At 70.8% G+C, this 23,836-nt stretch carries 13 protein-coding genes; 6 read left to right on the top strand and 7 right to left on the bottom strand.

Annotation, left to right across the window (positions count from 1 at the left end):
* Positions 1-43: 43 nt before the first annotated feature.
* From ACH4D3_RS36905 to ACH4D3_RS36915, 3 genes are read right to left on the bottom strand one after another with little or no spacing between them, the layout of a single operon-like run.
* Positions 44-4,486, bottom strand: a complete 4,443-nt coding sequence (locus ACH4D3_RS36905) for an Eco57I restriction-modification methylase domain-containing protein (protein ID WP_398331818.1) — start codon at positions 4,484-4,486, stop codon at positions 44-46.
* Complete coding sequence (locus ACH4D3_RS36910) at positions 4,483-7,518, bottom strand: helicase-related protein (protein ID WP_398331821.1); 3,036 nt, start codon at positions 7,516-7,518, stop codon at positions 4,483-4,485. Before ACH4D3_RS36910 ends, ACH4D3_RS36905 begins: the two co-directional genes overlap by 4 nt.
* Complete coding sequence (locus ACH4D3_RS36915) at positions 7,515-12,821, bottom strand: DEAD/DEAH box helicase (protein WP_398331824.1); 5,307 nt, start codon at positions 12,819-12,821, stop codon at positions 7,515-7,517. Before ACH4D3_RS36915 ends, ACH4D3_RS36910 begins: the two co-directional genes overlap by 4 nt.
* Before the next feature lie 193 nt (positions 12,822-13,014).
* On the opposite strand from ACH4D3_RS36915, the gene ACH4D3_RS36920 reads away from it, so the two are divergent.
* The 3 genes from ACH4D3_RS36920 to tyrS are packed head-to-tail and all read left to right on the top strand — an operon-like array spanning position 13,015 to position 17,243.
* Positions 13,015-14,538, top strand: a complete 1,524-nt coding sequence (locus ACH4D3_RS36920; RefSeq protein ID WP_398331827.1) for a TldD/PmbA family protein — start codon at positions 13,015-13,017, stop codon at positions 14,536-14,538.
* The gene (locus ACH4D3_RS36925; protein WP_398331830.1) at positions 14,535-15,929 is read left to right on the top strand and encodes a metallopeptidase TldD-related protein; all 1,395 of its coding nucleotides are present in this window, start codon (positions 14,535-14,537) and stop codon (positions 15,927-15,929) included. Before ACH4D3_RS36920 ends, ACH4D3_RS36925 begins: the two co-directional genes overlap by 4 nt.
* Positions 15,930-15,974: 45 nt before the next feature.
* Entirely contained in the window at positions 15,975-17,243 is a 1,269-nt protein-coding gene (gene tyrS, locus ACH4D3_RS36930; RefSeq protein WP_398331833.1) for a tyrosine--tRNA ligase, read from the top strand.
* A gap of 87 nt (positions 17,244-17,330) precedes the next feature.
* Here the strand turns inward: tyrS and ACH4D3_RS36935 are convergent, their stop codons facing one another.
* Positions 17,331-17,612: a GlsB/YeaQ/YmgE family stress response membrane protein gene (locus tag ACH4D3_RS36935; protein ID WP_398331836.1), complete on the bottom strand. Its 282-nt coding sequence runs from the start codon at positions 17,610-17,612 to the stop codon at positions 17,331-17,333.
* A 262-nt stretch (positions 17,613-17,874) separates the two neighbouring features.
* Between ACH4D3_RS36935 and ACH4D3_RS36940 the strand changes: the two genes are divergently transcribed.
* Together ACH4D3_RS36940 and ACH4D3_RS36945 are read left to right on the top strand one after the other, a co-directional pair.
* On the top strand, positions 17,875-18,273 hold the full coding sequence (locus tag ACH4D3_RS36940; protein WP_361007897.1) for a DUF3099 domain-containing protein: 399 nt from the start codon (positions 17,875-17,877) through the stop codon (positions 18,271-18,273).
* 224 nt (positions 18,274-18,497) lie between these two features.
* Positions 18,498-18,728, top strand: coding sequence for a hypothetical protein (locus ACH4D3_RS36945; RefSeq protein WP_109032051.1), 231 nt, complete (start codon positions 18,498-18,500; stop codon positions 18,726-18,728).
* A 21-nt stretch (positions 18,729-18,749) separates the two neighbouring features.
* Here ACH4D3_RS36945 and moaA read toward each other — a convergent pair whose 3' ends face one another.
* From moaA to ACH4D3_RS36960, 3 genes are all read right to left on the bottom strand, one after another.
* The gene (gene moaA / locus ACH4D3_RS36950; RefSeq protein WP_398331839.1) at positions 18,750-19,739 is read right to left on the bottom strand and encodes a GTP 3',8-cyclase MoaA; all 990 of its coding nucleotides are present in this window, start codon (positions 19,737-19,739) and stop codon (positions 18,750-18,752) included.
* 168 nt (positions 19,740-19,907) lie between these two features.
* On the bottom strand, positions 19,908-21,542 hold the full coding sequence (locus ACH4D3_RS36955) for a cation acetate symporter (RefSeq protein WP_398331842.1): 1,635 nt from the start codon (positions 21,540-21,542) through the stop codon (positions 19,908-19,910).
* Positions 21,539-21,913 (bottom strand): DUF485 domain-containing protein, encoded by a 375-nt coding sequence (locus tag ACH4D3_RS36960; protein WP_031047659.1) that lies wholly within the window; start codon positions 21,911-21,913, stop codon positions 21,539-21,541. The genes ACH4D3_RS36955 and ACH4D3_RS36960 overlap by 4 nt, the downstream gene beginning before the upstream one ends.
* A gap of 349 nt (positions 21,914-22,262) precedes the next feature.
* Between ACH4D3_RS36960 and ACH4D3_RS36965 the strand changes: the two genes are divergently transcribed.
* Entirely contained in the window at positions 22,263-23,801 is a 1,539-nt protein-coding gene (locus tag ACH4D3_RS36965) for a S8 family peptidase (protein ID WP_398331845.1), read from the top strand.
* Positions 23,802-23,836: the final 35 nt, after the last annotated feature.

The raw sequence follows: 23,836 nt of genomic DNA on the forward strand, positions 1-23,836 counted from the left end.
CTGTTCCCGTGCCCGCCCGCCGGTCTGCGTGCCTGTCCTATGCCTACTCGTCCTCACCGAACAGGTTGAGGATGTCGAGCTGTATGTCACCACCCTCGACCTCGTCCAGGCCGAACAAGCCTCCACCCAGCTGATCGGACGCGGACTTGCCCCTCCGCTTCTTCTTGGCCGCCGGTGCGGCCGGGTTCTTCGGCGGGCCCCCGGCCGGGATGACGCGGGTCAGCGGGCTGGTGCCCGGTGGGTGGCGCGGGCCCTGAGCGGGGGGCGGGGTGAGGGAGGGGTGAGTGAAGGGCCGCCCCTCGGCCATCGCCTCGTAGACGCGGACGATCTCATCCTTCGTGTCCTGGAAGACGGCGGGCTGCTTGTTCTTGAACGCCCGGAAGCTGTCCAGGACGAGGTCCACGTCCGCGCGCTCGATCCCGTACAGGTGGAAGTACGCGGCGTCCAACTCCGCGCGCATCAGGAAGCGGCGCCTCTCGTCCCATACGAAGGGCGGGCCGTCGTCGCCGAGGTAGTTCGCCCAGGGAGCCATTTCGTACGAGGTGTAGGTGAGTTCGAGAACACGGGGGCGAATCCAGTCGCCGAGGGAGGCGTCCTGGGTCCAGGGAGCAGAGAGGTCGTAAGCGGCGGGAGACAGGACGGGGAGCTGCTCCAGATAGGTGTACGTGAGGTGCGCACCCTGCACCTTCTGACGCGCCGCGAAGTCCAGCACGAAAGTGGACAGGTTGGCGAGCAAGGCATACATCGGTTCATCCGCGGACAGTGGCAACAGCAGGGGCTGTGTATGGCCCACAGCGGTCCTCGGTAGCACCGTCGCGATTACGGTTCGTTCATCCGATGCCCGGCACACATCCCGCCAGCCCATCAGCCACCCGTGCCGCCACGCCTTCCGCGGAACTGATCTGTCTTCGGCAAGTCGTTCCTCGACGTCCTCCTCAGTAACCCAGTGGCGCGGCAGGGGAACAGAAGATGGATTGCGGTGAGCTTCGCCGTCGAGCCTCGGAAGGGTGCCCTTGTTGATTTGGGCTTGAGTGGCATTCTCAAAGGTCGCAAAGCGGCTGTCGAACTGATGGAGAAACTTCCCCTCATACAGAGGCAGATAGCGCACATCGTCACCGACGAAGATCGTGCCGTCACGTGCTGCACCCTGACCAAAGAGCGTCTCAGCAGACTGAAATCGCTTGGAGGCGGTGGCCATGTCGAACATCCGGAGAAACGGCCCGTTACCCAGCCTCCATGGGTCCGCCGGGCCACCACTCACATGTCTCCGCAGCAGCGGTACCCGATCATGCACGCCCTCCAACACGACGAGATGGCTGCGACTTTCACAAACCGGCGCCGTCCGCGTATTCGGATTGATCCGCTTGAACCCATCCTCGTCCAGCCTGAACTCCCGCGCATCCAGCTGATCCGGCCGCCGCGCCCGGAAGGCAAGGCGCACGACCGGATAGCGCTCGGCGAGATCACGTCCCGCCATCGTGAACAGGCTGAACCGGTACTGGTTGTGAACCGCCGGAAACAGCTTCTCCTCGTTCTCCATGTCCAGCACGGCCACCATCTGCCGCGTCTCCACCAGATCCGAGAAGAACACCGACGTCGTCTTGTCGGTAGCGATCCCCGTAGGCAGAACCAGCCCCGCCATCCCCTCCGGGCCGATCAGCTGCCGTGCCTTCTCCGCGAAGACCGCGTACGTGTTCACGTCGCCGAAGCCGGTCTTCGGGAACAGGCCCGACTTCCGGTACATGGTGACCTGGCCCTTGGACTCCCGCTGGTCGGACTGGTACTCCGCGTACAACTTGCGGTCGCCCTCATTCGGGCGGCCCTCCTCGTCGACGCTCGTCGCCAGCCTTTCGATCATGCGGTCGCGGATGCTGGCCGTGGCCGCCGCGGCGATCTTCTCGTCCCGGGCCGCGAACCACTCCTTCTTCTGGATCTTGACCCGCTCCCACGGCGGGTTGCCCAGCACCGCGTCGAAGCCGCCCTGCCAGCCGGTCTCCGGGTTGACGTCGTCGCCCTCGGACTCCTCCACCCTGAAGACGCGCGGGAACTCCAGGTGCCAGTGGAAGAACTGGTTGCGGCGGACGATGTCCCTCAGCATCGCCTCCGCGCCCTCGTCCGGCAGCGGGCCGTCCTCCTCGTCCTTCTCCACGGCCCGCAGCACGTTCGACGTGATGGCCGTGGGCGCACCCTTGTGCTTGGGCCACAGGAACGACGCGCACCACACGTCCGCGACGCGCTTCAGGTGCCGCAGTTCGGGCCGCTGCTCGAACTCCCGGTGGGCACGGGCGTGCTGGCGCACCTCGGCGAGGCTGTGGTCGCCGATCTTCGCGACCTTCTCGGCCTCCGCCCGCACCATGGCCGTACTCGTCCGCATGACCCGCTCGGCGAACGGAAGCTGCTCCGCGCCCTTGCGCTCCTGGTCGTTCTGCTGGCGCAGCTTGGTGACGACCGGCTGCTGGTCGCCCTCCAGTTTCTCGAAGGCGCCGTCCGGGATGCCCCGCTCCAGGACGGCCGGCGTTGCCCCCAGCAGGGCGTTGCCCGTCTTGATCCGGTCGTCCAGGTAGGCGAGGGGCTCACCGGAGGTGAGGGACTCCAGCCACAGCGACACCTTGGCCAGTTCGGCGGCGAGCGGGGTGATGTCGACGCCGTGGACACAGTGGCGTACGACCTTGGCCATCGCCTCGCGGACCAGTTCGGGGGCCGGCTGGCTCTCGCCGTGCTGCATCCGCGCGTACCGCAGGGCGATGCGCCGGGCCGCCGCGACCAGGAAGTGGCCGGAGCCACAGGAGGGGTCGACGAAGTTGATCCGCAGCAGGTGGTCAGGGACACCGGACGCGGCGTACCGCTCTATGACCGGGTCCAGGGCGGTGTCGAGGAGTTTCTCGATGAGGGAGGACGGGGTGTAGTAGGAGCCCGTCAGCTTGCGTTTGTTGCCCGCGACGAGGTCCTTGAGCTCGAACAGCTCGTTCTCCGGCTCGCGGGCGGGGACGAGTTCCAGGAGGGACTCGTAGATGCTGCCCAGTTCTTCGGCGCCCAGGTGCCGGTAGTCAACGCGGGTGGTGCGGCCCTTGTCCTTGATGCGGGAGAGCAGGCGTACGGCTTCCAGCAAGCGCTCGTTGGGGAGCTTCGCGTCCCGCAGGGGCTCCGGGCTGCCCGGGAGGCGGGTGGACTGGGCGTCCCGGTCGATCTCGTCGGGGTCGGGGAGGTAGTAGAGGCCGCCGAGTTCGGGCAGCGCCAGCGTGGGTTCCCCGCCGATGGTGCCGAGGGCGTTGAGGACGCGGATCAGGCCCTGCCACAGGTCGGTGTGGTGGTCGCCCTTCCGGCGGGAGGCGATCCGGCGCAGGCGAGCCGTGGAGAAGTACAGGGCGTAGCGCTCGCGGGCCGCCTGGTTCGCCTTGATCTCCGCCTTGGTGGCCTTGCGGCCGGGGCGACCCGGGTGCGCAAGCAGCGCGTCGCGGTCCTCGGCGACGAAGAGGAAGATCAGCTGGTAGGCGAGGCGCAGCAGTTCGTGGTGGAAGTCGTCGAGGGCGCGGCGGCCCCCTGCCGTGATCGCCTCGGCGAGGGCGGGGTTGTTCTGGAGGAAGCCGGTGCCGAGGACGTTCAGCGCCTTGGCGACCTGGTCGCGCAGGAGGTTGCGGGAGCGGATGCCGGTCTCGACGGCGAAGTCGCGCCACCACTCCAGGCGGCAGTCGGCGGGAGTCAGCGGGAGTTCGTCGGGGGTGGCGAGGCTGTCGGCCTCCGCCTCGTCCGCGCCCTCCTCCTCGTCGGACTCCTCGTCCTCCGCCACCGCCGCGCCCCGGCGCTTCTTCTCGGGCTTGGGCACCAGTTCCAGGCGGGAGGCGTGCAGCAGCGCGTACATCAGCAGGAAGTCGGAGAAGTCCCCGCCGCCGAAGATCGCTTCGAGGTCGAACTCGACGTAGGCGGAGCCGACGAGGGCCGTGGAGTCGCGCAGGAGGCGCAGGACCTTGCCGTTGGAGAGGATGCCCCACAGGTGGTCCGGGGACGCGTTGAGCAGCTCCTGCATCATCGACTGGGGGGCGCGGGAGCTACCCGCGGACCAGCTGTCGAGACGGGTGGTCCAGCCCAGGAGGTGGACGGGAAGGTGGTCCATCCACTGGTGGCTGACCTGGTACGGGTCGCGGCCGGGCAGCCGGATGCCGCCGCGCCGGGGGGCGAGGCGGCCGTAGCCCAGTTCCTCCAGGAGGGTGAGGAGCCAGACGCGGGTCGCCTTGGTCGGGTCGGTCCTGCCGTCGAGCTCCTTCAGCTCCTCCTGGAGGGAGGTGTACGCGGCGCGCAGCGCGTTCCACTTGCGGCTGGCGGCGTCCTCGATGCGCACACCGCGCCCGAGTCCGTAGTCGGCGGGGGCGCTGCCAGGCAGCTCGGGGTCGCTCGCGCGGATCTTGCCGAGGAGGTCCGCGGAGAGCAGGCCGCCCTCAACGCGTACGGCGGCGGAGGCGGGGAGGCGGTCGGGGGCGAGGGTGGTCACCGGTCTCCTTGCGAGGCGGGCTGCTGCGCGGCCGGGGCGCTGAGGTAGACGTACACGCCGAGCAGGTCCGGGTCGCCGGACGGCTGGACGTCGATGCGGCGTACGGCGGCGGCGCCGCGTTCGCGGCCGCGCTGGCCGGCGGCTTCGCGGACCCGCTGGTGGGCGTCGCGGAGCCGGTCCGCGAGGAGTTGTCCGCGAGCGGCCAGATGGTCGTGGATCTCGTCGTCGTCGAGTTCCGCCGCTGCCCGGGCGGCCTGCTGGTCGCGCAGGGCGGGCAGGGTGTTGAGGTCGGGGGTGGCGGTGAGCAGGGCGGCGGTCTCCTCGTCGGACAGCCAGGTGCGGCCGCCGTCGTCACCAGTGCGCCAGGCGAGGACCTGGGCGTCGTCGGCGACCAGGACGCGCGATTCGTCGGCCGCCGTGCGGCCGGGCAGGGTGAGGCGGAAGCGGTAGCGGGCGAGCAGCAGGACCGTGCGGCGGTCGACGGCACCGGTGCGGATCACGCCGAGGCGGCGGGCCGGGCGCTCCTCGGCGGGCAGGCCGGTGTCGACGGCCGCGTCAAGGAGGTAGCGGGCGAGGGCGCGCACCGCCGGATCAGTGCGGGAGAGGGCGTGTTCGCCGCGGGCGACGGGGAGGTCCTCGCGAAAGACGAGGTCGCGGGCTGCCGTCTTGGCGCGGCCCTTGGCCTTGGCCCTGGCCGCTCCGCCGGGCGCGGTGGTCTGGTCGGTGTCCTCGTAGAAGCCGAGGGCGTGTTTGAGGCCGGTGGGCAGCGGGTCGACGGGGGCCTTGAAGCCTCTGTCGCGGGCGTCGCCGATCGGCTGGGCGCCCAGCTGGGCGAGGGACTCGCGGGTGAAAGTGGCGATGTCGCCGGGGTCGCCCAGCGCCTGGCGCAGCGCTTCCAGTTCGGTCTCGACCTCCTCGGGGCGCAGACCGACGTGGGCGAACTTGGTGAGGACCTTCGACTCGCGCTCGGCGGCCGACTCCCATTCCTTGTGGAGGGCCTCGCGGGCGCGGCCGAAGTCGGGGTCGTCCTCGAAGTCGAGGGTGAGCTGGCCCTCGTGCTGCTTGCCGCGCAGCAGCAGGGCGCTGGCGAGGGCCTCCAGGACGCCCCGGCCCTGGTCGGGGACGAGGACGGCCACTCCGGTCTGGTCGGCGATGTCCTTGTGCTTCTGGATGAGGACCTTCAGGACGAGGCCGTCGATGCCGGTGTCCGTGTCGTAGACGGTGATCTCGCGCACGCGGCGGCGGGGCTGGCCGAACCGGTCGACGCGGCCCGCGCGCTGGAGGTGGCGGGTCGGGTTCCAGGACAGGTCGTAGTGGATGACGGCGCCGAAGTGCTCCTGGAGGTTGACGCCCTCGGAGAGGCAGTCGGTGGCGACCAGGACGTGCCGGCCGCGCCGGGCGGTCAGCTCGTCGACCCGGGCCTGCCGGGCGTCGGGGTGCAGGGTTCCGGTGACCGCCGCCACGCTGGCGCTGCGGCCCAGTTCCTCCTTGAGGTGCTGGGCCACGTACTCGGCGGTCGGGATGTAGTGGCAGAAGACGATCGGGTCGTAGCCGTCCACCAGCTGCCGTTTGACCCGGTCGACGAGGGTGCGCAGCTTGGCATCCGTCTCGGGGCCGGCGAGGGCGTCCGCCCGCTCCGCGAAGTCGGCGAGGGCCTTGGCCTCGCTCGTGCGTGCCTTGCGTCGCGGCTCGGGCGTGGCGGCGTGCTCCCCGTCCGGCTCGTCCGGGAGGGACGGGAGTGAGCCGGGCACCACGTCCACACCCTCGGTGGTCTCGTCGTCGGTGAGCTCGAAGGCGGCGGCCCGGCCCAGCTTGTCGGCCTCGACCGGGGTGCGGGTGGCCGCGATCAGTGAGCGGGCCCGCAGCGTCGCCGCTGCGGCGGCGGGCGAGGACAGGACGCAGCGCAGCAGGGTCAGCGCCGTCCACCAGGACATGCGCTGATGGTGGTCGCCTCCGGGGCCGCGCACCTGGTCGCGGGTGTGGGCGAGGATGTCGGCGACGAAGCGCGCGTAGTCCGCGTCGAGCCGGTAGAGCGCGTCCTGGGTGTCCCGGTCGTCGGGGAAGGGCGTGTCCTGGCCGACGTACCGCTTGATGTCGAGGCGGCGGCGCTGCACGAAGTGCCGGGCCAGCTTGTCGCGGTCGGCAGAGCGGGTGGTGTCCAGGGTGCGCAGGGACGGGTCGAGGAGCCCGGTGAGCTTCGCGAACGCCTGCGGGTCACCGCTGTGCGGGGTGGCGGTGACCAGGATGAGGTGGCGGTCGCGCTCGGTGCGGTCGGCGAGCGCGGACAGCAGTTCGTACCGTTTCTGCTGTTCGTTGCCTCCGGTGCCCACGCAGGTGTGTGCCTCGTCGACGATCAGCACGTCGGGGCAGTGGCGGCGGAAGGCGTCGCGTCGCTCGTCCTGCTTGATGAAGTCGGTGGAGACGACCGTGACCCGATAGTGGTCGAAGATCGACCGGTCGGGGTCGTCGACCGCCTTCTGCAGCCGCGCGGCCGTGGACGGCAGGACCAGTTCGGGGTCCATGTCGAACTTGTCGCGCAGCTCGCGCTGCCACTGTTCGGCGAGTGAGGGCGAGCAGAGCACGGTCATGTTGCGGGCGGAGCCCTGCTCCATGAGCTCCTTCGCGATCAGCGCGGACTCGACGGTCTTGCCGATGCCGACGTCGTCGCCGATCAGGAGGCGTACGGGGTCCATGCGCAGCGCCATCATCAGGGGCACGAGCTGGTACCGGCGCGGTTCGACGGCGACCGCGTTCAGGGAGCGGAAGGGGCCCGCGCCCGCCGTGGAGGCGATGCGCAGGGCGGTGCGCAGCAGCGAGGCGGACGCGAAGTCGCCGGCCTCGCCGGGCAGGGCCCGAGGACGGCCGAAGCCCGGTTCGCTGACCTCCTCGGCGAAGAGGGCGGCGACGAACTCGCGGTCACCGTCCAGGGGCTGGGCGAGGACCAGGTCCTCGGTACTGCCCGGAAGGACGACCCAGTCGCGGTCCCGGGCGCGGACGAGGGTGCCGGGCGCGTAACCGGCCGGTGCGCTCATCGGTCGCCTCCCCTGTGGTCGCGGCCGATGCCGAAGACGTCCGGGTATGCGCGCACGGTGTCCTTCCAGTCGGGTTCGGCGCCGGCCCTGATCACCAGCCAGCCGTCGTCCATCATGCGGTACTCGTCCTGCTGGCCCAGTGGCCGTGCTCCGTCGTACTCCAGGAACACGGCGACCTCGGCACCGGGGAGGTGGAAGACCACGTCCGCGACGTCGGTGGCCGTCTCGTCGGGGAGCCGGTGACCGCCGTCGGCGAGCAGGCGTACGAACGCCTCGACGGGGGTGTCCGGTGTCTGTTCCCGGAGCGGGGCGGGCGGGGGCGAAGGCTCCGGGCGTTCCCTGCGCGACTCGTCCTTCGTGCGGGAGTGGGCCAGCGCCACCAGCCAGGGCGCGGCGCGGTGCCGGTCGATGCGCCGGTGGAAGCCCTGGTTGGAGTACGACAGCAGGCAGTCGTAGCAGCCGAGTTCGCAGCGCTCGGCCGCACCGTCGGCCCGGTCGAGGTCCTTGCCGTCCTCGTCGTAGTGGATGATCCGCAGGGCTTCCTTCGCCACCAGGGCGAGGGCGGTCTCGTCGTCGTACAGGCGGCGCAGCACGCCCGCTCCGCCCTCAGCGCTCTCGACGAAGAGGGTCCGGCCGTGCCGCTCGGCGTCGGGGAGGTCCTCGCTCTCCAGCTCGGAGTCCTCCAGCTGGAAGTGTGCCTCGATGCCGCGCTCCAGCGCGTAGCGCAGGGAGACGGCGGTGAGGTCGTCGACCGGCTCGGCCAGCCGCACCACCGCGATGTTCTTGGTGTCCTGTGCGTAGGGGATGACCTGGAGGGTGCGCTGTGCGCGGTCGAAGGACGCCAGCGACTCCTCCTCCGCGGACTCCTCCTGGGCCAGTCGGGCCGCCTTGCTCTCGGACAGCCATTTGCCGCTGACCGGGTCGAGCCAGAACCCCTGCCCCGAGCGGTCCTGCGCGGCCCGTTTGCGATAGCCGAGGTTGAGGACGCGGACGCTCGCCGAGTCCCCGTAGGCGACGTCCGCGAGGGGCGTCCCGTCGGCGCCGCGCACCTGTGCCTGGTATGCCCCGCCTGGCGCGTACCGGTACACGGTCCGCAGGTGGAAGCCCCGCTTGAGGCGTTCCTCCTCGTCGGAGGAGATGCGGCGGCGAGGCTCCGCGTGCACCTGTGTCAGCTGCATCAGTTTCGGCAGGGTGCGGTGGAGCGGGACGTCGCAGTTCTCGCAGCGGTCGGCGCCCTCCACTCGGTCGTGCCAGTAGCCGCAGGCCTCGCAGAGCCTGATGTCGCTGGTCGCGACCTGGCCGGGGCGGTCGCCCATCGGGACGGTCACGCGGTCGATGGTGTAGCGGTTGCCCTCGTGGTAGATCAGGGCGCCCGGACCGAACTCGCCGATCGCGATGAAGCGCGGTCGCTGGATGTAGGCGCCGTTGCGCTGTCCGTACACCCCGGCCGAACGCTCTCCGGGCACGTAGGCGGCCAGGGGCAGACGGGGGAAAGAGTAGCCGGGCAGGAAGCCCTCGGAGGCGAAGTAGCGGTAGGTGTAGAAGTCGCTGTACGACTCGCTGTCGGCCTCGTTGCGCAGCAGTTTGAGCTGGTTCTCGGCTTCGGCCCGCCGCCCCGCGGCACGGTCGCGGTCTCTGCGGCTGAGGGAGAGGTCGTTGGCCCGGCGGTGCTGCTGTTCGACCTCGCCGCGCGCGGTGCGGTAGAGGCGGCGCCAGCGCTCGCACGCCTCGTCGAGGCTGCCGAGGGCCTGGCGAACGGTGCGCTCGACCCAGCCCTCGTGCCACCAGGAGGCGTCCGAGAGCTCGTCGTGGAGCGGGGCCAGGACCTCGGTGGCCCGGCTGATGGCGCGCAGCCGGGCGGTCTCGCTGTCCAGGTCGTCGCGCACTCGCTCCAGCAGGTCCAGCGGCCACCGCCCTTCAGCGTCCACGGTCCCCGCGTTCCCAGCGTTCTCCGCGTCGAGCACGTCGGTGAGGCGGCTGCCGAGGTGGACGCCCGTCTCGGCGAGCCAGACCGAGTGGACGTGGGAGCGGATCAGCTCCTCGTTGGCCAGGTCGAGCCGGGGCGGGGTGACGCTGCCGGACACCATGAGGCCCGGGCGGCGGAAGTAGTACTGGTCGTGGGGGGAACCGGTCGAGCAGTAGGTGGTGACGAGGGCGGGCTGGCCGCTGCGGCCGGCGCGTCCGGAGCGCTGTGCGTAGTTGGCCGGGGTCGGCGGGACATTGCGCATGCCGACCGCGTTCAGCTCGGCGATGTCCACACCCAGTTCCATCGTCGGCGAGCAGTAGAGGATCTCCAGGTCGCCTTCGCGGAACGCGTCCTCGCGGATACGGCGGGTCGTGGAGTCGACCTGTGCGGTGTGCTCGTGCGCCTTTATGCCGGTGAGTCCGGCGGCCCCGGCGCGGTAGAGGTCGCGGAAGTACGGGTTGACGCGGACGTCGGCCTCGGTGTCGGTCACCTTGCGCACCGGGTCCGGTTCGGGTCTCGTGCCGTCGCCGGGGAGCCAGCGCAGGGCGGAGGCGCGCAACTGGTGGCCGTAGGAGCCGTCACGCTCCTCCTGGACGACGGTGAGCAGCCCGCACTCGCGCAGTACCCGCATCAGGTCGCGGATGACGGCGTCGGCGTCGGCGACCGGGATGCGCTTGCCCGCCTGGCCGGGGAGGGCGGCGAACTGACCGATGCGGCGCAGGTAGCGACCGTATCCGCCGAGCCCGCTCAGGTGCACGGTGTCGGCCGCCGCGCCGGTGCGCCCCGGGCCCGCGTAGGCCAGGCGGGCACGGACACGCGGCTCACGCGCGGACAGGGCCCAGGGGGCGACGAGGTGGGTCTCACTGATGCTGCCGAGCCGGTCGAAGCCCTCCTGGGTGAGGCACTCCACCTCCACGGCGAGGGAACGCCGGAGTTCGTCGAGGAGGTCGCGGGCCAGCTGCTCGCGGTGGGCGGCCGTGTCGCCGGTGAGGAGGGGGTGGCAGCCCTCCCAGGACCCGGCGTCGTGCGCGATCTCGGTGAGGGAGGTGTAGTCGAAGCGCAGCAGGCCGGTCTGGGAGAGGTTGGGCATGGTGACGCGCCAGCCGCGCTCAAGGTCAGCGTAGACGCGGTAGGCGAGGATCTCGCGCAGGGCGGAGTGGGCGAGGTCGCGCTGGTGGAACTTGGCGGTCGGCACCTTCGCATACGTGTCCATGGGGAGGGCGAGGGTGTCAAACACGGCTTGGGGAAGCCGGTCGTAGGTCAGCCCCTGCTCCCCCGCCGTTGCCAGGGCCCGGTATAGGGCACCCCGTACTTGGCTGACCAGCGCGAAGTCGTTGAAGTGGCCGGCCTGGAGGCTGGCGTCCTGCCGGTTGTCGACGAAGGTGAGGAGTTTGCGTGCCCTCTTCGTCAGGTCGTCCTGGTCGCGCAAGGAGCGTACGACGCGGGAACTGATCAGGGAGACGGCGGAGCTGCGGCCTTCCGCGGAGAAGGTGCCCAGCTTGGCGAGGTCCTTGAGGCGCAGCTGCTCGTACGAGGTGCGGCAGTGCAGGCAGAAGCGGAAGGGTGCGGCGATCCACCAGGCGCGCAGGCCCGTGCCGGGCTCGGTCGCCCGGCCGTCCGGGCCGACCCACACCTCCTGGGGCAGATCTCCCAACCGGGCCTTCAGGATCGTCGACCGGCCGTCGTCGTCCGTCTCGACCCAGCTCGCCGGGAGACGCCGGAACACGGCGCCCTCGTCCTGCCCGTCGGGCCAGGGCCGGTCGTCGCTGACGTAGAGGAAGCCGTCGCCGTCGGCGGCGGGGGCGTCCGGGTCCTCCCGAGCCTCGAACACCGCGCCCTCGTGCTCGGCGGGGCGGGCGACCACCAGGTACTCCTTGCCGCAGTCGCGACAGAAGTGCAGGGGAACTAGCGGCTTGTCGGGGTGATCGGGGACCCGGGTCTGGTACTGGCTGGTGAGGTGGCGGCGGCCGGGTGGCTCGAAGCTGACGTAGACGGTGTCGCCCTTGGACAGGAACTGGTGCAGCCGGAAGGCGAACAAGGGTCGGTCCAGCTCCCGGTGCCTGGCCTTCGCACCGACGCGCAGCACGGTCTCGATGGCACGGTGACAGGCTTCGGCGGGCTCCCCACTCGCGTCGGCCAGCAGTCCGGACGCCTGCGGGATCGTCAGCGGGGGGCGGCGGACGAGTCGCCCACCGGGCTCCTCGACGGCCAGCCCCACGGTGTCCTCGACCCAGACAGCGAGGGGGTCGCGGCTCAGGGTCTCGTACTCGGTCGGAAGCTCATGGGGCGTCGCGGCGGCGCGGCGGACTGCGTCGGCGAGGGGGGCGCGGGGATGCACTCCGGGTACGGCGTCGGAGCCCGGGTCCGTCGAACGCTCCAGGGTCTCGCCGATCACACGCTTCGGCTCGATCTTCGTACCGAACAGGCGTGTGGCGACCTTGGCGATCTCCTTCCGGGCCTCGGCGAAGGTGACGCCGGTCGCCATCGTGGCCGACGTCCCGATGCACTGGAGGCCGGGCGCCTCACAGGCGTCTCGCAGGCGACGGACGAGAAGGGCGACGTCGGCTCCCTGACGGCCCCGGTAGGTGTGCAGCTCGTCGAGGGCGAGGAAGCGCAGCCCGCGGGCAGCGCCGATCAGCTCCCGCCGCTCGTCGGGGCGGGTGAGGAGGTACTCCAGCATCACGTAGTTGGTGAGCAGGATGTCCGGCTTGCTCTGCAGGACCTGGAGTTTCTGCTCGGAGTTCTCCTGACCTGTGTACCGGGCGAAGGTCACCTTGCGGTGGCCCTCGGGAACGCCCCACGTCAGGTACTTCTCCAGCTCGTGGAGCTGACTGTTGGCCAGCGCGTTCATGGGATAGACGACGATCGCCGAGATCCCGTCAGGGTTCGGGTGCCGCAGCACCTTGTCGACGATCGGCACGATGTAGGTCAGGCTCTTGCCCGAGCCGGTACCCGTGGTCAGCACGTACGAGTCTCCGCGGTCGGCCACGGCGATGGCCTCACGCTGGTGCTGGTGGAGGGAGAGGGTGCGGCTGCCGGGGTCGTTCAGGTGCTTCTTGTGCCGGAAGTACTCCCGGCACATCGGGTGCAGGAGACCCTCGTCGCACAGGGAGGCGACCGTTCCACCACTGCGAAAGGTGGGGTTCAGCGCGAGCTTGGGGTCGGGCCAGCGGGTCTTGCGCTCGCGCTCGCCGGCAAGGTGACTCTCGATGTCCGGGTCCCGCACGGCAACAAGGGAGCTGGTGAACGCCTCGTACTCGGCGATGAGGTCGTGGTGGACACCGAAGACGTCCATGGGTCGGTCGGCCCCCTTGATCACATACGTTCGCTTGGCCACGTGCCACGTCTGGAGAACAGCCCCCACTGCCGGACGGAATCACGCAACTGAGACACCCTACTTCCCCGCCGCCCCCTTCCACCGGCGGTTTCCCGACCGCAGGCATCACCTTTATCCAATCAGCCGGAGGAGTGAGACATGGTTCACTGCCTCCAATGGTCACCACAGGCAAGCGCCCGAAGGGATCTCCCCCGTGCCTCACAGCATCGACCAAGCCTTCACGGCACTCCCCCTACGCGCCCTCGCCGACGCCGCCCTGGCCCGTGCGCGTGCGCTCGGTGCCGAGCACGCCGACTTCCGTCTGGAGCGGGTGCGCAACGCCTCCTGGCGGCTGCGGGACGCCCGGCCCGCCGGGTCCTCGGACACCACCGACCTCGGGTACGCGGTGCGGGTGGTGCACGGCGGTACGTGGGGTTTCGCGTCCGGCGTGGACCTCACCCTGGACGCGGCCGCCAAGGTCGCCTCGCAGGCGGTGGCGATGGCGAAGCTGTCGGCGCGGGTGATCAGGGCGGCCGGGTCGGACGAGAGGGTCGAGCTGGCCGGTGAGCCCGTGCACGCCGACAAGTCCTGGATCTCGGCGTACGAGATCGATCCCTTCGCCGTGCCGGACGCGGAGAAGTCGGCCCTGCTGGCCGACTGGAGCGCGCGGCTGCTGGCCGCCGACGGGGTCGACCACGTGGACGCCTCGCTGCTCACCGTGCACGAGAACAAGTTCTACGCCGACACCGCCGGGACCGTGACCACGCAGCAGCGGGTACGGCTGCACCCGGTACTCACCGCCGTGTCGGTGGACGACTCCAGCGGCGAGTTCGACTCCATGCGCACGCTGGCGCCGCCGGCCGGGCGGGGCTGGGAGTACCTGACCGGCACCGGCTGGGACTGGGAGGCCGAGCTGGCCGAGATCCCGGAACTGCTCGCCGAGAAGATGCGGGCACCCAGCGTCGAGGCGGGCCTGTACGACCTGGTCGTCGACCCGTCGAACCTGTGGCTGACCATCCACGAGTCCATCGGGCACGCCACCGAGCTGGACCGCGCCCTCGGCTACGAGGCCGCCTACGCCGGGACCTCCTTCGCCACCTTCGACCAGCTCGGCAAGCTGCGCTACGGCTCGGAGCTGATGAACGTCACCGGCGACCGCACCGCCGAGCACGGCCTGGCGACCGTCGGGTACGACGACGAGGGCGTCGCGGGCCAGTCCTGGGACCTGGTGAAGGACGGCACGCTGGTGGGGTACCAGCTCGACCGGCGGATCGCGCGGCTGACCGGCTTCGAGCGGTCCAACGGGTGCGCCTACGCCGACTCGCCCGCGCACGTGCCGGTGCAGCGGATGGCCAACGTGTCGCTGCTGCCGGATCCGGGCGGGCTGTCGACCGAGGACCTGATCGGGGGCGTCGACCGCGGGATCTACGTCGTCGGGGACCGGTCCTGGTCCATCGACATGCAGCGCTACAACTTCCAGTTCACCGGCCAGCGCTTCTTCCGGATCGAGAACGGGCGGCTCACCGGTCAGCTGCGGGACGTGGCGTACCAGGCGACGACCACCGACTTCTGGGGGTCGATGGCGGCCGTCGGCGGCCCGCAGACGTACGTCCTGGGCGGCGCCTTCAACTGCGGCAAGGCCCAGCCGGGGCAGGTCGCGGCCGTCTCGCACGGCTGCCCGTCCGCCCTCTTCAAGGGAGTCAACATTCTGAACACCACGCAGGAGGCCGGTCGATGAGCGTCCGCAGCAGCAAGCCGCACGAGATCGTCGAGCGGGCGCTGGAGCTGTCCCGGGCGGACGGGTGCGTCGTCATCGCCGACGAGGAGTCCACCGCCAACCTGCGCTGGGCCGGCAACGCGCTCACCACCAACGGTGTCACGCGCGGGCGCACGCTGACGGTCGTCGCCACCGTGGACGGGCGGGAGGGCACGGCGTCCGGGGTGGTGTCGCGCTCGGCCGTGACCGTGGACGAGCTGGAGCCCCTGGTGCGGGCCGCCGAGGCGGCCGCGCGGGGTGCCGGTCCGGCCGAGGACGCGCAGCCGCTGGTCCCGGGCGGGCCGGGGTCGCCGGACTTCACCGACGCGCCCGCCGAGACCTCGTCCGCGGTGTTCGCCGACTTCGCTCCGGCGCTCGGGGAGGCATTCGCCCGCGCGCGGGCGGGCGGCCGGGAGCTGTACGGGTTCGCGAACCACGAGATGACCTCGACCTACGTCGGCACCTCGACGGGGCTCAGGCTGCGGCACGACCAGCCGAACGGGACGCTGGAGCTGAACGCCAAGTCGCCGGACCGTACCCGGTCGGCGTGGGCGGGGCAGGCCACCCGGGACTTCAAGGACGTCGACCCGGCGGCGCTCGACGCCGACCTGGCCCTGCGGCTGGGCTGGGCCGAGCGGCGGGTGGAGCTGCCCGCGGGACGGTACGAGACGCTGCTGCCGCCCACCGCGGTCGCGGACCTGCTGATCTACCAGTACTGGTCGGCCTCCGGGCGGGACGCGGTCGAGGGGCGCACGGTGTTCTCCAAGCCCGGCGGCACCCGGGTCGGCGAGCGGCTGGGCACGCTGCCGCTGACGCTGCGCAGTGATCCGCACGAGCCGGGGCTGGAGAGCGCGCCGTTCGTGGTCGCGCACTCCTCGGGGGGCGACCAGTCGGTGTTCGACAACGGGCTGCCGGTGGCGGCGACCGACTGGATCAGGGACGGCGAGCTGCACCGGCTGACGACCACCCGGCACAGCGCCGCTCTGACCGGGCTGCCGGTGGCGCCCGCGGTCGGCAACCTGATCCTGGACGGCGGCGACCCCGACCGGTCCCTGGACGAGATGGTCGCGGGCACGGAGCGCGGGCTGCTGCTGACCTGCCTCTGGTACATCCGCGAGGTGGACCCGGCGACGCTGCTGCTGACCGGGCTGACCCGGGACGGCGTCTACCTCGTCGAGCACGGCGAGGTCGTCGGCGAGGTGAACAACTTCCGGTTCAACGAGTCGCCGGTGGGCCTGCTGGGGCGGGCCTCGGAGGCGGGGCGGACGGAGAAGACGCTGCCCAGGGAGTGGGGCGACTGGTTCACCAGGGCCGCGATGCCGGCGCTGCGGGTCCCCGATTTCAATATGAGCTCTGTCAGTCAGGGCGTATAACCTCGTACCTGATTTCGCGAGACCACTCAAGGAGACACGAGAACCGTGACGGACATCGTCGACGAGCTGAAGTGGCGCGGGCTGTTCGCCCAGTCCACCGACGAGGACGCTTTGCGCAAGGCGCTCGCGGACGGTCCCGTCACGTTCTATTGCGGTTTCGACCCGACCGCGCCGTCCCTGCACGTGGGGCACCTGGTGCAGGTGCTCACCGTGCGCCGGCTCCAGCAGGCCGGTCACCGGCCGCTGGCGCTGGTCGGCGGCGCCACGGGCCAGATCGGCGACCCGCGCCCGACCGCGGAGCGCACGCTGAACTCGCCGGAGACCGTCGCGGGCTGGGTCCAGCGGCTGCGCGGCCAGATCGAGCCGTTCCTGTCCTTCGAGGGCGAGAACGCCGCGGTGATGGTGAACAACCTCGACTGGACCGAGGGCCTGTCGGCGATCGAGTTCCTGCGGGACATCGGCAAGCACTTCCGGGTCAACAAGATGCTGACCAAGGACTCCGTCGCCCGGCGCCTGGAGTCCTCCGAGGGGATCAGCTACACGGAGTTCAGCTATCAGCTGCTCCAGGCGATGGACTTCCTCCAGCTCTACCGGAGGTACGGCTGCACGATGCAGCAGGGCGGCAGCGACCAGTGGGGCAACCTCACGGCCGGTCTCGACCTGCTGCACCGCCTCGAGCCGGACGCGTCCGTGCACGCCTACGCGACGCCGCTGATGACCAAGGCGGACGGCACCAAGTTCGGCAAGACCGAGGGCGGCGCCGTCTGGCTCGACCCGGAGATGACGACGCCGTACGCGTTCTACCAGTTCTGGCTGAACGTGGACGACCGGGACATCTCGACGTACATGCGCATCCTGTCCTTCCGCTCCCGTGCGGAGCTGGAGGAGCTGGAGCGGCAGACCGAGGAGCGTCCGCAGGCGCGGGCGGCGCAGCGCGCGCTGGCGGAGGAGCTGACGACGCTGGTGCACGGCGCCGGGCAGACGGCCGCCGTGATCGCCGCGTCCAAGGCCCTCTTCGGCCAGGGCGACCTGGCGGAGCTGGACGAGCGGACGCTGGCCGCGGCCCTCTCCGAGCTGCCGCACGTCCGGGTCGCCGAGCCGGCCCCGGTGGTCGACCTGTTCGCCGAGGTGGGTTTGGTGGCCAGCAAGTCCGCCGCGCGCCGCACGGTGAAGGAGGGCGGCGCCTACGTGAACAACGCCAAGGTCGCCGGCGAGGACGCGGTCCCCGCCAAGGAGGACCTGCTGCACGGGCGCTGGCTGGTGCTGCGGCGCGGCAAGAAGAACCTGGCCGCGGTGGAGATCACCGGGGTCTGAGCGGGCGCACGCGCGAGGGGCGTGCTCCGGCGCCGCACGGCTGCCGGAGCGCGCCCCTTCGCCGTGCGGGGCGGGTCCGGAGCGGGGTCAGGCCCGTTCGCGTCGCCTGTTGCCGCGTACCGACGCGTAGGCCGCGTCGCCGAGGCCGACCACGATGATCGCCGCCACCAGCTGGAACAGGTGCCGCCACCAGTCGATGCCGGACGTCGCCTCGACGCCGGCCGCGCGGGCGATCGCGTTGCCGACGATCGCGCCGATCATGCCGCAGATGGTGGTCAGCCACAGCGGCATGTGCTGCTTGCCGGGGATGATCGCCTTGGCGATCAAGCCGAGCACGAATCCCACGATGATCGCCCACAACCAGCCCATGGCTGCCTCCTCGTCCGGCTCTACGCGAGCAATGCCACCAGTGTTCGGGCGTACCGCGTACGGCGCATGCCGCGTACGGCCGAACGGGGTACCGGCGCCCGGCCGCAAGGCGCACGCGGTACGGCCGGACCGGGGGTGCCCCGGTCTCGTGAGCGGCGCGGGCGCGGCGTAACGTGGTGAGTTGTCCGGGACCGGAGTCCCCGTGCGGCCGCGGACGAGAGCGGGGCGGGGAGAGTCCGATGCGGGCGGATGGTGGAACCAGATGCGGAAGCAGAGTGCCGGCGGCAGTGCCGAGGTGTTCCGGATCACCGGGGCCCGGACGGGCCTCCAGGAGGATGTGCGCGGGCGGCAGCGGCGTTACATCATCTCGATGTCGATCCGTACGGCCTCGGTGATCCTCGCGGTCTGCCTGTGGAACGTGGAACGGCACGTCGCGATCGTGGCCCTGATCCTCGGGGCCGCCCTGCCGTACATCGCCGTCGTGATCGCCAACGCCGGGCGCGAGAACGCGCCATCCTTGCCCTCGACGTTCGTGACGGCGCCGACCCCGCCGATGATCATGCCGCCGCGGGCCGGGAACGGTGCGGCGGAGTCCGTCCCGGAGGGCGCGACCGCCGATCCGGGGCCGGGTGCGGCCGGTGAGCCGCGCGACCGACCGTGACCGCCGCACCCCTTGAGCGGCGGCGTCGATTCCGCGCCAGGCCGAAGAAATGCTCAGATGAATCGCGTTGTTCCGGTGCCGGGCGATGGGTGAGCCGTGACATACTTCGTACGCGCTCCGCATCCCCCGTCGGAGCGACGGACCGACGCCGGGCAGCTCCCCCCGTGGCTGCTCGGCGTCGCCTTGTGTGCGGACCCTCGTGCGTGGACCTGTGAGACGAAACCGTGAGTGACGAAACCACCCCGATCTGCTCCGCCAAGGGCTGCCGCACCCCCGCCGTGTGGGTGCTGGCGTGGAACAACCCGAAGGTCCACACTCCGGAGCGCCGCAAGACGTGGATCGCGTGCGACGAGCACCGCGAGCACCTGTCCCAGTTCCTCGGGGTGCGGAACTTCCTCAAGGACGTGGTCCCGCTCGCCGAGTGGGAAGCCCCGGAGGACTCCGGCAGGCCCTGAGGGACCCCGACCCTGGTCGTCCTAGCCTCCGATCGCCGACATCGGGCGGTCGGGCTGGACGAAGGCCGGGTCGTCGAGGCCCGCGCCCGCCTTCTTGCCCCACATGGCCAGGCGCCAGATGCGGGCGATCTCCTCGTCGGGGGCGTCGGAGCGCAGGGCCGCGCGCAGGTCGGTCTCCTCGGTGGCGAACAGGCAGGTGCGCACCTGGCCGTCGGCGGTCAGGCGGGTGCGGTCGCAGGCCGAGCAGAACGGGCGGGTGACGGAGGCGATGACGCCGACGCGGTGCGGACCGCCGTCCACCAGCCAGCGTTCGGCGGGGGCCGAGCCGCGCTCCTCGGAGCCCTCGGCGGTCAGCTCGAAACGGGTCCGCAGGGAGGTCAGGATGTCACCGGCGGTGACCATGCCCTCGCGCTTCCAGCCGTGCTGGGCGTCCAGGGGCATCTGCTCGATGAAGCGCAGTTCGTAGTCGTGCTCGACGGCCCAGGCGAGCAGGTCGGGCGCCTCGTCGTCGTTGAGCCCCGGCATCAGGACGCTGTTGACCTTGACCGGGGTGAGTCCGGCCTCGCGGGCGGCCGCCAGGCCCTCCAGGACGTCCTTGTGGCGGTCCCGGCGGGTGAGTGTCTTGAAGACGTCCGGGCGCAGGGTGTCCAGCGAGACGTTGACCCGGTCCAGGCCCGCCGCCTTCAGGGCCGTGGCCGTGCGCCTGAGGCCGATGCCGTTGGTGGTCAGCGACATCCGGGGGCGCGGGCCGAGGGCGGCGACGCGCTCGACGATGCCGACCAGGCCGGGGCGCAGCAGCGGCTCGCCGCCGGTGAAGCGGACCTCCTCGATACCGAGGGAGGTCACCGCGATGTCGATGAGGCGGACGATCTCGTCGTCCGTGAGCAGGTCGGGCTTGGCGAGCCACTGCAGGCCCTCTTCGGGCATGCAGTAGGTACAGCGCAGGTTGCAACGGTCGGTGAGCGAGACCCTCAGGTCGGTGGCCACTCGGCCGTAGGTGTCGATGAGCACGTGGGCCCCCTCCCTCGACGCGGATCGGCGGAGCACTTCTCTCCTCCGACACCGTCGAGCCTACGTGACCGGTCCGACATCGACAGCCGCCCGATCCCTACGACGCGGGACGCGGCCGCGTCGTAGGGATCTACGAGCGGCCGCGCCGGTACCGGTCGGGCGGGGGCGTCAGTGCGCTCCGGTGCCGGTCAGGGACCGGACCTCCAGTTCCGCGTACTTCGCCTCGTCGGGCTCCTCCTTCGACAGGACCGTGCCGAGCCAGCCCATCAGGAATCCGAACGGGATGGAGATCAGACCCGGGTTCTGCAGCGGGAACCAGGCGAAGTCGACGTCCGGGAACATCGCCTTCGGGTCGCCGGAGACGACGGGCGAGAACAGCACCAGGCCGACGGCGACGATCAGACCGCCGTAGATCGACCACAGGGCGCCCTGGGTGGTGAACCGCTTCCAGAAGAGGCTGTAGAGGATCGTCGGCAGGTTGGCCGAAGCGGCGACGGCGAAGGCCAGGGCGACCAGACCGGCCACGTTGAGGTCGCGGGCGAGGGCGCCGAGCGCGATGGAGACGATGCCGATGAAGACGGTCGCCCAGCGGGCCGCCTTCATCTCCTCCTTCTCGGTGGCCCGCCCCTTGCGGATGACGTTGGCGTAGATGTCGTGGGCGAAGGACGAGGACGAGGCGAGGGTGAGTCCCGCGACGACGGCGAGGATGGTCGCGAAGGCCACCGCCGAGATCGTGGCCAGCAGGATCGCGCCCCAGGCCGAGTCGACGCCGCCCACATGCAGGGCGAGCAGCGGCGCGGCCGTGTTGCCGGACGCGTTGGACGCGATGATCTCGTCCTTGCCGATGAGCGCCGCCGCGCCGAAGCCGAGGGCGATGGTCATCAGGTAGAAGGCGCCGATGATGCCGATCGCCCAGTTCACGGACTTACGGGCGGCCTTGGCGTTGGGCACCGTGTAGAAGCGGATCAGGATGTGCGGCAGGCCGGCGGTGCCGAGCACGAGGGCGATGCCGAGCGAGATGAAGTCCAGCTTCGACGTACCGGTCGCCCCGTACTTCAGTCCGGGCTCCAGGAAGGCGCTGCCCGCGCCGCTGTTCTCGGCGGCCTTGCCGAGCAGGTCGGAGATGTTGAAGTCGAACTTCAGCAGCACCAGGAAGGTGATCAGAATGGTGCCGCCGATCAGCAGCACGGCCTTGACCATCTGCACCCAGGTGGTGCCCTTCATGCCGCCGATGGTGACGTACACGATCATCAGGACGCCGACGAGGGCGACGATGAGGATCTTGCCGGCGTCGGAGGTGATGCCGAGCAGCAGCGAGACGAGGATGCCCGCGCCCGCCATCTGGGCCAGCAGGTAGAAGATCGACACGACGATCGTGGAGGTGCCGGCGGCGGTGCGCACCGGGCGCTGGCGCATGCGGTAGGCGAGGACGTCGCCCATCGTGTAGCGCCCGGAGTTCCTGAGCGGTTCGGCGACCAGGAGAAGGGCGACCAGCCAGGCGACCAGGAAGCCGATGGAGTACAGGAAGCCGTCGTAGCCGAAGAGGGCGATGGCGCCGGCGATGCCGAGGAAGGACGCGGCCGACATGTAGTCGCCGGAGACGGCGAGGCCGTTCTGGAAGGCGCTGAAGGACCGGCCGCCCGCGTAGAAGTCGGCGGCGTCCTTGGTCTGGCGGCCCGCCCAGACGGTGATGCCGAGCGTCGCGAGGACGAAGACCGCGAAGAGCGTGATGATGAGCGGCCGGTGCTCGCTGGCCTCGTTGGCGGCCAGCTCGGCGGCGAAAACGGACTGTGCGGGGCTCATGCGCCGCCCTCCATCCGGGACTTGATGGCCTCGGCCTTGGGGTCGAGCTTCGCGGCGGCGTGCCGCGAGTACCACCAGGCGATGAGGAACGTGGTGACGAACTGGGCGATGCCGAAGACGAACGCGACGTTGATGTTGCCGAAGAGCTTGGTGCCCATGAAGCCGCCGGCGTAGTTCGACAGCAGCACGTAGAGCAGGTACCAGGCGACGAAGGCGACGGTCAGCGGGAACGCGAAGGAGCGGAAGGAGCGGCGCAGCTCGGCGAACTCGGCGCTCTGCTGCACTTCGGAGAACTCCTCGGCGGAGGGGAGTCGGTGTTCCTCTTGCGAGGGGGGCTCCTCTTTCGAGGGGGGCGGTGCGTCGGTGGCCACGGAGTCTCCTCGTACGACGGACATGACGGCTTGAACCTCGGTGTTCTCGCAGGGGGCTGATCGTGCTCGGGCTCCCTGTCCAACGACACGGCGCCCCGCGGGGACCGGTTCAACACCCGTGGCACTTTCCGAAGTCACCCTCTGCGGGTCATTGCTGGCCAGGGACTTCGGGGGATAGCTTCACCCTGCACCACTACGTCATGTACCTGCCCGATTACCCGTGTCCGGGCAGCTGCCGTTCTGCCGGATGATGTGGAGAACCCATGGATCATCTGCGTTCCGCGCGCGATCCGCGCTCCAGACGCCGGCTCGTTTCCCGAGTTTTCCCGACGGACTGGAGACACCACGCATGACCGCTCCCCACCCGCGTCACCGCCGTGCCCTCGCGATCCCGGCGGGCATGGCCGTGGCCGCGTCGCTCGCGTTCCTGCCGGGCACCCCGGCCGCCGCGGCCCCCGCGGCCGAGGCCGCCCCCTCGACGGCGGCGGACGCGACCGCGCTCAGCTACGTCGTCAACGTCGCCTCCGGGCACCGCCCTTCGGCCACCGTGCGGCGGGCGATAGCCAAGGCGGGCGGCACGATCGTCACGTCGTACGACCGGATCGGCGTGATCGTCGTCCACTCCGCCAACCCCGACTTCGCCAGGACCGTCCGCAAGGTGCGCGGCGTGCAGTCGGCCGGTGCCACCCGCACCGCGCCGCTGCCCTCGGCCGCCACCACCGACACGGGCGCGCCGCAGGTGCTCGGCGGCGAGGAACTGGCCGCCGCCAGGGCCTCCTCCGCGAAGGCCGAGGGCCAGGACCCGCTGGAGTCGCTCCAGTGGGACCTGCCCGCCATCAAGGCGGACAAGGCGCACGAGAAGTCGCTGGGCAGCGAGAAGGTGACCGTCGCCGTCATCGACACCGGCGTCGACGACACCCACCCGGACATCGCCCCGAACTTCGACCGGCAGGCGTCCGTCAACTGTGTGGCGGGCAAGCCGGACACCACCGACGGGGCCTGGCGGCCGAGCGCGGCGGAGAGCCCGCACGGCACCCACGTGGCCGGGGAGATAGCCGCCGCCAAGAACGGCATCGGCATGACCGGCGTGGCACCCGGGGTGAAGGTGGCCGGCATCAAGGTCTCCAACCCCGACGGCTTCTTCTACACCGAGGCCGTGGTCTGCGGCTTCATGTGGGCGGCCGAGCACGGCGTCGACGTGACCAACAACAGCTATTACACCGACCCGTGGTACTTCAACTGCAAGGACGACCCGGACCAGAAGGCGCTCGTCGAGGCCGTCTCGCGGGCCTCCCGGTACGCGGAGAAGAAGGGCGCGGTCAACGTCGCCGCGGCCGGCAACGAGAACTACGACCTCACCTCCGACGAGATCACCGACCCGTCCTCGCCCAACGACACCACGCCCGGCGACCGGACCGTCGACCCGTCGAAGTGCCTGGACATCCCGACCCAGCTGCCGGGTGTCGTGACGGTCGCGGCGACCGGTGCGAAGGGCCTCAAGTCGTCCTTCTCCAACCACGGCCTCGGCGTCATCGACATCGCCGCGCCCGGCGGCGACTCGACGGCCTACCAGACGCCGGAGCCGCCCGCCACCAGCGGCCTGATCCTGGGCACGCTGCCCGGCGGCAAGTGGGGCTACATGGCCGGTACGTCGATGGCCTCGCCGCACGTCGCGGGTGTCGCCGCCCTCATCAAGTCGACGCACCCGCACGCCTCTCCCGCCATGGTGAAGGCCCTGCTGTACGCCGAGGCCGATGCCACGGCGTGCACCAAGCCGTACGACATCGACGGCGACGGCAAGGTCGACGCGGTGTGCGAGGGCCCGAAGAACCGCAACGGCTTCTACGGCTGGGGCATGGCCGACGCGCTGGACGCGGTGACCTGGTAGCCGGTACGCGTACGCGTACCCGTGCGTCGTGCGGG

This window comes from Streptomyces sp. NPDC018026, from assembly GCF_044327745.1.
Classification (GTDB): Bacteria; Actinomycetota; Actinomycetes; order Streptomycetales; family Streptomycetaceae; genus Streptomyces; species Streptomyces rubrogriseus.

Excerpts from the sequence above, each read along its gene's own strand:
- ACH4D3_RS36910 (WP_398331821.1), bottom strand. The coding sequence starts at position 7,518 with ATGAGCGCACCGGCCGGTTACGCGCCCGGCACCCTCGTCCGCGCCCGG.
- ACH4D3_RS36925 (WP_398331830.1), top strand. The coding sequence starts at position 14,535 with ATGAGCGTCCGCAGCAGCAAGCCGCACGAGATCGTCGAGCGGGCGCTG.
- ACH4D3_RS36935 (WP_398331836.1), bottom strand. The coding sequence starts at position 17,612 with ATGGGCTGGTTGTGGGCGATCATCGTGGGATTCGTGCTCGGCTTGATC.
- ACH4D3_RS36940 (WP_361007897.1), top strand. The coding sequence starts at position 17,875 with ATGCGGAAGCAGAGTGCCGGCGGCAGTGCCGAGGTGTTCCGGATCACC.
- ACH4D3_RS36955 (WP_398331842.1), bottom strand. The coding sequence starts at position 21,542 with ATGAGCCCCGCACAGTCCGTTTTCGCCGCCGAGCTGGCCGCCAACGAG.
- ACH4D3_RS36965 (WP_398331845.1), top strand. The coding sequence starts at position 22,263 with ATGACCGCTCCCCACCCGCGTCACCGCCGTGCCCTCGCGATCCCGGCG.